The sequence below is a fragment of the Cellulosimicrobium funkei genome, from assembly GCF_001019615.1.
Taxonomy (GTDB): domain Bacteria; phylum Actinomycetota; class Actinomycetes; order Actinomycetales; family Cellulomonadaceae; genus Cellulosimicrobium; species Cellulosimicrobium cellulans_E.
Map to the genome: position 1 here is coordinate 1 of NZ_JNBQ01000062.1, position 9,884 is coordinate 9,884.

The 9,884-nt window shown below is 77.2% G+C and carries 5 protein-coding genes and 2 pseudogenes; all 7 read left to right on the forward strand.

Annotated elements, in window-relative coordinates:
• A partial coding sequence (locus FB00_RS20315) for a DUF4132 domain-containing protein (protein ID WP_047234742.1) occupies nucleotides 1-2,016 on the forward strand: 2,016 nt, incomplete at its 5' end.
• 155 nt (nucleotides 2,017-2,171) lie between these two features.
• A complete protein-coding gene (locus FB00_RS20320; protein ID WP_047234743.1) occupies nucleotides 2,172-3,308 on the forward strand; it encodes an ATP-binding protein in 1,137 nt (378 codons plus the stop codon).
• A 131-nt stretch (nucleotides 3,309-3,439) separates the two neighbouring features.
• Nucleotides 3,440-4,840 (forward strand): annotated as a pseudogene (locus tag FB00_RS23045) (DUF5682 family protein); the annotation flags it as partial.
• A 37-nt stretch (nucleotides 4,841-4,877) separates the two neighbouring features.
• A complete protein-coding gene (locus FB00_RS23050) occupies nucleotides 4,878-5,810 on the forward strand; it encodes a DUF5682 family protein (protein ID WP_269430031.1) in 933 nt (310 codons plus the stop codon).
• Nucleotides 5,807-7,051, forward strand: a complete 1,245-nt coding sequence (locus FB00_RS20330) for a VWA domain-containing protein (RefSeq protein ID WP_231581972.1) — start codon at nucleotides 5,807-5,809, stop codon at nucleotides 7,049-7,051. The genes FB00_RS23050 and FB00_RS20330 overlap by 4 nt, the downstream gene beginning before the upstream one ends.
• A gap of 1,518 nt (nucleotides 7,052-8,569) precedes the next feature.
• Nucleotides 8,570-9,358: a hypothetical protein gene (locus FB00_RS20335; RefSeq protein WP_047234744.1), complete on the forward strand. Its 789-nt coding sequence runs from the start codon at nucleotides 8,570-8,572 to the stop codon at nucleotides 9,356-9,358.
• Nucleotides 9,355-9,884 (forward strand): annotated as a pseudogene (locus FB00_RS20340) (bifunctional 3'-5' exonuclease/DNA polymerase); the annotation flags it as partial. The gene FB00_RS20335 and the pseudogene FB00_RS20340, both read left to right, overlap by 4 nt.

The window sequence follows — 9,884 nt, forward strand, 5'->3', positions numbered from 1 at the left end:
GCGCTCGCGGTGCTCGCGCAGCTCCCGCACGTCCCGCGCCGGTTCCTGCCGCGACTGACCGAGCTCGCCCTCGGCGAGGGCCGCACCTACCGCGCGACGGCACAGGCGGCGCTGAGCACGCACCCCGGCGTGCGGGGGCTCGCCGAGCAGGGGCTCGGGAACGGCCGGTCCGAGGTGCGCCGCACCGCGGCGGAGTGGCTCGCCCGGCTCGGTGACGCCGACGCGGTCCCCGCGCTCCGGGCCGCGCTCGCGAAGGAGCGCAGCGAGGTCGTCCGCGCGGCGCTCCTCACGTCGCTCGAGAGCCTCGGCGAGGACATCTCGGTCGACCTCGCGCCCGCGCTGCTGCTCGCCGAGGCGACCAAGGGGCTGCGCTCCAAGGCCCCGGTGAGCATGGCGTGGTTCGACCTGGGCTCCCTGCCCGACGCGCGCTGGGCGGCGGACGGCTCACCGGTGGACCCGACGATCCTGCGCTGGTGGGTCGTGCTCGCGGTCAAGCTCAAGGACCCGAGCGGCGCGGGGCTCCTCGAGCGGTACCTGTCCCTCCTCCAGGAGGAGGACCGGGCGCGCCTCGGCAGCTACGTGCTGGCCGCGTGGGTCGCGCAGGACACGCGCAACCCGTCGGCGCAGGAGAGCGAGGCGCACGCGACGGCCGGTGCCCAGCAGCGGTACGACCAGTACCAGGCGTGGGCCAAGCGCTCGCCGGAGTACTACTCGGTCGAGGCGTCCAAGACGGTCGAGGACCACCACCGCGACCTGTACCGGGAGCACCAGGCGACCTACCTCGGCTCGGCGGTCAAGGACAAGGGGATGCTCGCGCTCACGGTCGCGATGCCGGGCGGGGAGCTCGCCGCGACGTTCCAGCGCTACGCGAAGGCGCACGTCGGCCGCCGGGCGCAGACCGAGGCGCTCGTCCAGGCGCTCGCGGCGAACGGCCAGCCGGCCGCGATCCAGGAGCTCCTCGCCGTCTCGCGCCGCTTCCGCCAGGCGACGGTGCAGGAGACGGCGCAGCGCCTCGCGGCCGAGCTCGCGGACCGCCGCGGCTGGACCGCCGACCAGCTCGCGGACCGGACCGTCCAGACCGCGGGCTTCGAGGACGACGGCCTGCTCCACCTCGACCTCGGGTCGCGCGAGTACGTCGGGCGCATCACGCCCGCGTTCACGCTCGAGCTCACGAGCGACGCGGGCAAGGTCGTCAAGGCGCTCCCCGCTGCGCGGGCGCAGGACGACCCGGAGCTCGTCTCGGCCGCGAAGAAGCAGCTCACGGCGAGCCGCAAGGAGCTCAAGGCGGTCGTCGCGCTCCAGACGCAGCGGCTCTACGAGGCGATGTGCGTGAGCCGCACGTGGACCGCGCAGGAGTGGCAGGAGTACCTGCTCGGCCACCCGGTGATGTCGCGGCTCGTCGAGCGGCTCGTGTGGGTCGAGAACCCCGGCACGGACGCGGCGCGCCCGTTCCGTCCCGACGGCGGCGCGCTCCTCGACGCGGACGACGAGGACGTCGAGCTCGGCGAGGGTTCGACGGTCGGGCTCGCGCACGCTGTGCTGCTCGGCCCGGACGTCACGGCCGCGTGGGCGGCGCACCTCGCGGACTACGAGGTCGCACCGCTCTTCGCGCAGCTCGACGTCGCGACGCCCGACGTCCCCGCCGGCGCGGCGGCGATCGACGACCACAAGGGCTGGTTCTCCGACAGCTTCTCCATCCGCGGGCGCGCCACCAAGCGCGGCTACACGCGCTCCCAGGCCGAGGACGCCGGGTGGTTCAGCGCGTACACGAAGTCGTTTGCGAGTGCAGGGATCGTGGTGCAGATCGAGTTCACGGGGTCGTTCGTCCCGGAGGAGAACATCGCGGCCGCGGTGACCGTGCTGACGTTCGAGCGGACCGGCCGCGGGTCGGGTCGCGGGACCGCGCGCATCGCGGACCTTCCGCCCGTGCTCGTCGCGGAGGCGTACCGCGACTACGTCGCCGTCGCCGAGGCGGGCGCGTTCGACCCCGACTGGGAGCGCAAGAGCCAGTACTGACCGTGCCGGTCGGCCCGCACCAGGGCCGACCGGCACGGCGCGGTGCGGGCGCCGGGTGACGGCGCCCCCACCGCCCGTCGTGTGGGACGCGGCTCCTACGCTGACCTGCAGGACCACGGGCACGGCGCCCACGACCCGACGAAGGAGGAGCCCGGGTGACGAGCACGACGACCGGTGACGCGCAGGTCGCGGCCGGAGGGCCGGGCGAGCTTCGGCCGCCCGCCGAGGTCCGGTACGCCGACGAGCTCGCGGCGCTCGCCGCGGCGGACGCGCGGCGGGGCGCCGACGTCCCGCCCGGGTGGCGGCTGAGCCCTCGCGCGGTGCGCGCGTTCGTCGTGGGCGACGCCGAACTGGGCGTGAGCCGCAAGTTCTTCGGCGACGACCCGCTCGTCGACCGCGCGGTCGTGTCGCTGCTGGGCCGCCAGGGGCTCATGCTCGTCGGCGAGCCGGGCACCGCGAAGTCGCTCCTGTCCGAGCTGCTGGCCGCCGCCGCCAGCGGCACGTCGACCCTCACGGTCCAGGGCACCGCGGGTACGAGCGAGGACCACGTGCGCTACTCGTGGAACTACGCCCTGCTCATCGCGGAGGGACCCAGCGAGCGCTCGCTCGTGCCGTCGCCCGTCTTCCGGGCGATGGAGAGCGGTCGCGTCGCGCGGTTCGAGGAGATCACGCGCTGCGCGCCCGAGATCCAGGACACGCTCGTGTCCGTGCTCTCGGAGAAGCAGCTCATGGTCCCCGAGCTCGGCGCCGACGCACGCGTCGCGGCGCGTCCGGGCTTCAACGTGCTCGCGACCGCGAACCTGCGCGACCGCGGCGTCCACGAGATGTCGGCGGCGCTCAAGCGTCGCTTCAACTTCGAGACCGTCGCGCCCATCCGCGACCGCGCGTTCGAGATGGAGCTCGTCGAGAGCCGGCTCACGGCCGAGCTCGGCCCGGCCCCGGAGCGGCCGCGCCTCGACCGCGACGTGCTCGAGGTGCTCGTCACGGTCTTCCAGGACCTGCGCACGGGCACGACGGCGAGCGGCGCTCCGGTCAAGCGGCCCGAGACCGTGATGTCGACGGCCGAGGCCGTGAACGTCGCGGTCGCCGCGTCGCTCGAGGCGCGGTACCTCGGCGACGGCACGGTGACCGCGGGCCAGGTCGCGCGCCAGGTGGGCGGCGTCGCGCTCAAGGGCGACGAGGAGGACGCGCGCCGCCTGCGGCACTACGTCGACAACGTGGTGCGCGAGCGTGCGCGCTCGGACGCGCGCTGGAAGGACTTCCTCACCGCGGCGGGCGACCTGTGGCGGTAGGCCTGCGTGCGGCGTGGGGCGCTGCGCCGCCCCGGCTGCGGCAGGCGGCGCACGACCTGGCGACCCTGCGCGATCGGGACGGCGTGCACCTGTTCGGCGTGCGCCACCACAGCCCCGCGTGCGCGGTCGCCGTGGCGGCCCTGATCGAGGAGGTCCGCCCCGCGGTCGTGCTCGTCGAGGGGCCGGAGGAGTACACGCGGCTGCTGCCCGCGCTGCTCGACGAGCGGACGGTCCCGCCCGTCGCCGTCCTCAGCCTCGCCGGCGACCCCGGTGACGCGGCGGGAGGCGGCGCGCGCGGCGCGGGGTTCTACCCGCTCGCGCGGTACTCGCCCGAGTGGGTCGCGCTCCGGGCGGGGCACGCCCTCGGCGCCCGGCTCGCGTTCGTCGACTCCCCGTGGGCGGCGCGGGGGCCGGGCGAGGACGACGAGCACGACGACCCGACGGCGCGCACCGTCCTCGCGGAGCGGCACCTCGCGCACTCCCGCACGGTCGCCCGCCTCGCGGAGCGTCTCGGGTGCCGCGACCACGACGAGCTGTGGGACCACCTGTTCGAGGCACGGGACACCGCACGCCTGCGCGACTGGCGCGAGCTCACCGACGACGTGTTCGCGTGGGCGGCCCTCGCGCGCCTCGACTACGAGGACGAGGTGCTTCTTGCCGACGGGTCGCTCGACCGGGAGGCGCGCATGTCGGCGCGCGTCGCCGAGCACGCGGCGCGCGCGGAGGGACCGGTCGTCGTCGTCACGGGCGCGTTCCACACTCTCGCCCTCGTCGAGGCGCTGACCGGGAGCGAGCACGGCGAGGCCGTCGTCGCGCGCCGCCCGGAGGGCGGGTACGGCGACCTGGCCGACGCCCCCGCGTGGCTCGTCCGGTACGACGACGAGCGGCTCGACGCGCTGCGCGGCTACGGCGCCGGCATGCCGACGCCCGGGTACTACGACCGGCTCTGGGCCGCGCACCACGACGCGGGCGGTCCCGCGGGCGCGGCGAACGGCGTCCTCGTGGACGTCGGACGCGGGGCGAGCGCCCGCGGCGCGCTCGTGAGCGTCGCGCAGTCCCAGGCCGCCGTCGAGCACGCGCACCGGCTGGCCGCGCTGCGCGAGCGGCCCTGGCCGTGCCGCGCCGACCTGCTCGACGCGATCACGTCCTGCTACGTCAAGGACGCCGACGACCTCGACGCCGCGGGCGACCGGCCCCTCGGGCTCGCGGTCGCGGAGGTGTTCGCCGGGCGCGCGCTCGGCGACGTGCCGCCCGGGGGCGCGGCCCCGCCGCTCGTGGAGGAGGCGCGCTCGCGCGCGCGGGCCCTGCGCCTGGACGTGTCCGACTCCGTGCCGCGCACCGTCCGGCTCGACGCGCGCCGCCGGGCCGCGCACCGCGACCGGCGCCGGTTCCTCGCGCTGTGCGCGTTCCTCGACCTGGGGTTCGCGCGCCGCGTCTCCGGCCCCGACCACGTCGCCGGGCGCGGCCTCGGCCTCGTGCTCGAGGAGTGGGAGTACGCGTGGACGCCGCTCGTGGAGGCGCGGCTCGTCGAGCTCTCTCACCGGGGGGGCGACGCTCGAGGCGGTCGCCGTGGCGCTGCTCGACGACGCACGCGACCGAGCCCGCGAGGAGCGGTCGAGCGACGCGGTGGCGCGGCTCGTCGCGCAGTGCGTCGTGGTGGGCCTGCCCGACCGGCTGCCTCCGCTCGTCGCGCTCGTCCGCTCCACGCTCGACGTCGACCCGTCCCTCGCCTCGGTGGTGGCCGGCATGCGGCGCCTCGTCGGACTCTGGCGCGCCCGCGCCGAGCTCGAGCTCGGCGAGCGCGCCGCGGCCCTGCTCGACCTCGCGGAGCAGGGCCTCGCTACCGCGGCCTACCTCGTGCCCGACCTCGCGGCCGCCGACGAGGCGACGCAGGACGACGCGCTGACGAGCCTCGTCGCGCTGCGCTCCCTGGTCCGCGACCTGCGCGACGCGGGTCGTGACGGCACCGGCTCGGCGGCGGAGTCCGTCGCCCGGGCGCTCGCGCACGTGCGGGAGGACGGCGACGCGTCGCCCGCGGTGCGCGGCGCGCTCACGGCGTTCGCCGCCGTCGACGACGAGCTGGACGACGAACCCGGCGGCGACGGTCTCGTCACGCGGGTCCGGGCGCACCTGGCGCCCGGCGCGGACCCGGTGGCGGCGACGGCCTTCCTCGGCGGGGTGATGCGTGCCGCGCCCGACCTCCTGCTCCACACCCCCGAGATGTTCGACGCGGTCGACGACGGGCTGCGCGGCCTGGACGAGGCCGCGTTCCGTGCCGTGCTGCCGGACCTGCGGCGGGCGTTCACGTGGCTGCGGCCGACGGAGACGCACCGGCTCGCGGAGCGCGTCGCGGCGCGGACCGGGACGAGCGCCGCCGCGCTGGACCGGCGCGTCGACGTGACCGAGGACGACCTGCGGGCGGGGCTGCTCGTCGAGCGCGAGCTCGTCGCGGTGCTGGAGCGCGACGGCCTCGGTGCCTGGGTCGGCGGGGGAGCGTCGTGACGGCCGCGGGCGTCGGCACGGCGGACGTGCCGGACGCGACGTCGACCGGGACCTCGCGCGACGGCTCCGGGCTCGGCCCGGGAGAACCTGCCGGGAGCCGTGCGGACGATCAGGAGGCCGCGCGTCGGTGGCGGCTCGTGCTCGGCCGGTACGCGGCTGACACGTTGCCCGTCGCGCCGCAGGACCAGGGCCTCGACCGGACGCTCGGCCACCTGTACGACCGGGAGTACACCGCGCGTGGGCACCGGCACGGCGACGGCGACGACTCCCGTGCCGGGCGCGGCGGCGGGGGGCGCGGGGGTTCGGTCGTCGCGGGCCTGGACTGGCTCGAGTCGGCGCGCGAGCTGTTCCCGCGCGAGACGTTCGAGCGCATGCAGGTCGAGGCCGTGGGCCGGTACGGGATGACGGAGCTGCTCGCGGACCCCCGCGCGGTCGACGCGGTGGAGCCGAGCACGGAGCTCGCGTCCGCGCTGCTGCGCGCCCGGGGACGGCTCGGGCCCGGCGTGCAGGACGGTCTGAAGCGGCTCGTCGCGCGCGTCGTGGAGGACGTCGTGAAGCGCCTGCGGCCCCGCTTCGAGACGGCCGTGGACGGGCGTCGCGACCGCTCGCGTCGATCGTTCGTGCGCTCGAGCCGCACGTTCGACGCGGCCGCGACCGTGCGCGCGAACCTCGGGCGCTGGGACCCGGAGACGCGGCGCCTGCTCGTCACGGACCTCCGCTTCTCGGCGCGGCGCCGTCGCGCGCTGTCGTACGACGTGGTGCTGCTCGTCGACCAGTCCGGCTCGATGGCCTCGTCGGTGCTGTACAGCGCGGTGAGCGCCGGCATCCTCGCCGGGCTGCCCGGCATCACGGTGCGGCTCGTCCTGTTCGACACGTCCGTCGTCGACATGTCCCACCTCGCGCACGACCCCGTGACGGTGCTCCTCACGGCGCAGCTCGGCGGTGGCACGGACATCGCGCGCGCGGTGCGCTACGCGGAGCAGCACGTGCGCGACCCGCGCCGGACCGTCGTGGCGCTCGTGACCGACTTCGAGGAGGGCGGCTCCGTGTCGCAGCTCGTGGCGAGCGTCGGGCGGCTGCACGCGTCCGGCGTGCGGCTGCTCGGTCTGGCCGCGCTGGACGGCCAGGCGAACCCCGCGTACGACCGCGGTGTCGCCCGGCGGCTCGCGGAGCAGGGCATGGAGATCGCGGCCCTCACCCCGGAGCGGTTCGCCGAGTGGCTGGGGGAGGTGCTCCCGTGAGCGGCACCACCGGTCCCGGCCCCTGGGCGGCGGTGTACGCGGGGTACGACGACGCCGCGCTCGCCACGCTCGCCAACGCCGGCCTGGTCCGTCGGGCGCGCAAGGACGTCGCTGCGGGCAAGGTCGAGGTGCTCGACCAGCGCGCGGACGGGGCCGTGCTGTCGGTCGGGGGCGCGCGCGTCGAGCTCGACGCGCGCGGGCCCGCTGGGGCGCGGTGCGCGTGCCCGACGCCGGGTGCGTGCCAGCACGTCGTGGCCGCATGCCTGTGGGCGCGCGACGCAGCCACCGAGCCGGTGGTCGACGCGGCGACCGGGTCGGTGGGGCCGGTCGCGGTGGCCCGTGGCGACGTGGCGGTGGTGCGACCGTCGGCGGACGATGCCGATGCCGGCGCCGAACCCGATGCGCACCGCGACGCCGATCCCGAGGCCCATGCCGAGCCTGGTGCCGGGCGTGCGGACACCGCTCGAACCAGCGCCGGTGCGGCGGTTCCGATGGCGGAGCACGCCGGGGCTGGCGCAACACCTGAGCCCGACGGCGGTCGTCGCGCCGGGTCGGGAGCCGACCCGCTGACCGAGATCCTCGCGCTCGACCCGCGGGCGGTGCACCGCGCCGCGGGTGCCGCCGTCGTGCGCGCGGCCGCACGGGAGGTGCGGGAGGCGCTGGGCGCGGCGCCGGACGACGTGACCGACGTGACGGACGTGACGATCGACGGTCCGCGCGTTGTCGTCTCGTGGGCGCGTGCACCTCGCGTCACGTACGTCGCGGGTGCCGGGTTCGCCGGGATGCTCGTGGAGCGTGAACGCCCCGGCGCGACGCCTTCGGCGGCCCGGACGGACGACCGACGGTGGCGCCTGGAGGCGCTCGCTCGGGTCTGGGATGCGCACGGCCGCGCCTGGCCGTGGCCCGAGGAGACAACTGCGGCCGCGCCGCGCGCCGCCGGGGTGCCGGACGCCCGGACGGTCGCGGACGAGGTCGCGCGGGCGGTCGAGCGGGTGCTCGACGTCGGGCTCTCGCACCTCGGCCGCGACGACCTGGAGGAGCTGCGGGGCGCCGGCGTGGTCGCCCGGCTGGGGCGCCGGCCCGCGGTGCAGCGACTCGTCACGTCCGCGGTCGGGCGGCTCGAGGCGCTCGCGGACCGCCGCGACGCCGTGGACGAGACGGAGTGCCTGCTCGCGCTGGCCGAGCTCTGGGCATTCGTGCGGGCCGAGCCCGCGCCGGACGCCGCGGCGCCCGACGAGCGCGTGACGGACCTGCCGCACCTCGTCCCGCTCGGGGCGCGCTGGTGGGTCGCGGCGTCGGGGGCGCGGGGCGTCACCGTGCACGTGTGGGACGTCGCGGAGGGCCGGACGCGAACGGTCACCACCGGACGGCCGCCCGGTGCCGACCCGACGTTCCGCCGCTCGTGGGACCTCCCGCTCGTCTGGGGGCGCTCGGTGGAGGCGCTGTGCCGCGGCCCGTTCGGCCTGCGGGGGGTCGACCGAGCGCGCCGGGGCGCTGCGGCCCGGCGAGGGCCCGGTCGTGGAACCGCTCGGGACGCTGACCGCCGACGCGCTGCGCGACGTCGCCGAGCGGACCGCGGAGACCGACGCGCGCGCCGAGGTGGGCTTCGGCCGTCGGCCGGCCGTGGTGCGGGTCGTCATGGTCCGGGACGCGGGCCCCGTCGGCGTCGACGAGGTCGCGCAGGAGATCACCTGGACCCTCGTCGCGGCGGACGGCACGCCGACCGTCGTGCGCCTCGATGCGGCGGACGAGCAGGCCTGCGACACCTTGCTCGGGGTCGCGGCGGGGAGCCGCCGGCTCGTCGCCGTCGCGGTCGAGCACGACCTCGAGTCCGGCGGGGACGAGGCCGTCGGCCTGTTCGTCGAGCGGCCCGGGGGAGGGCTCGGGCTCGTCGTGCCGACGCTCACGCCCGCGTACGACCACCGCACCTGGTCGACCGCGTGGACGAGGCTCCGCGCGCGCGTCCGTGCGCTGCGGGGACGCGCGACGACGCACGTGCGTGAGGTCGCGCCGCCGCCACCTGTCGAGGATGTGTGCGCCACGGTGCTCGACGCCGCCGTGGCGCTCGCGGCGACCGGCCGTCGGCACCTCAGCCCGTACCAGGGGGCCGCCCTCGCCCGCGCGGCGCGGACCGCGGACGACCTCGGGGCCCCGACCCTCGCGGGTGCAGTCGCGCTCGTCGCCCACGAGCCCGACGCCGCGCGCCTCCTGCGGGCGGCGCTCGTCGCCTCGCGGGGCCGCGCCCTCGCGCGAGTCGTGGGCTCGTCCCGCGAGCCCCGCCCGGACCAGCGGGCGGTGCGCGCATGAGCACCTACGCCGTCCACGTCGGGTCGCCCGAGCACGGCCGGGTCGAGCACGTCGTCGACGGCCCCGCGGAACCCGTCCGTGAGACGTGGGACGACACGAACCGGTGGTACCCACGCCTCCTCGCCGAGGGCCGGCGCGTCGAGCGGTCGCACGACCTGCGCCTGTCCCACGTCGTGCTGCGCCGCTCGCAGCTCGCCGCGGGCTCGGCGCTCGCGCGGCGCGAGCCGGGTCCGTGGGACGCGCTCGCCGCCGCCCCGGCCGGCCCTGAGCCGACGGCGGTGCCGCGTCCCGTCGGCCTGTTCGAGCTCCGGCCGCAGGCCGCGCCCCGCGTCGAGCTCGACACGGTGGCGGAGCTGCGGGACCAGCTCGCCGCGGTCGCGGGCTGTGAGGGCCCCGACGGACCGGGGCGGCTGCGCATGCTGCTCGCCGCCGAGTCGGCGGGCGCGCTCGTCGCGGCGGAGATGCACCACGCGGGCGTCCCGTGGCGCGCCGACGTGCACGACGCGATCCTCACGGACGCGCTCGG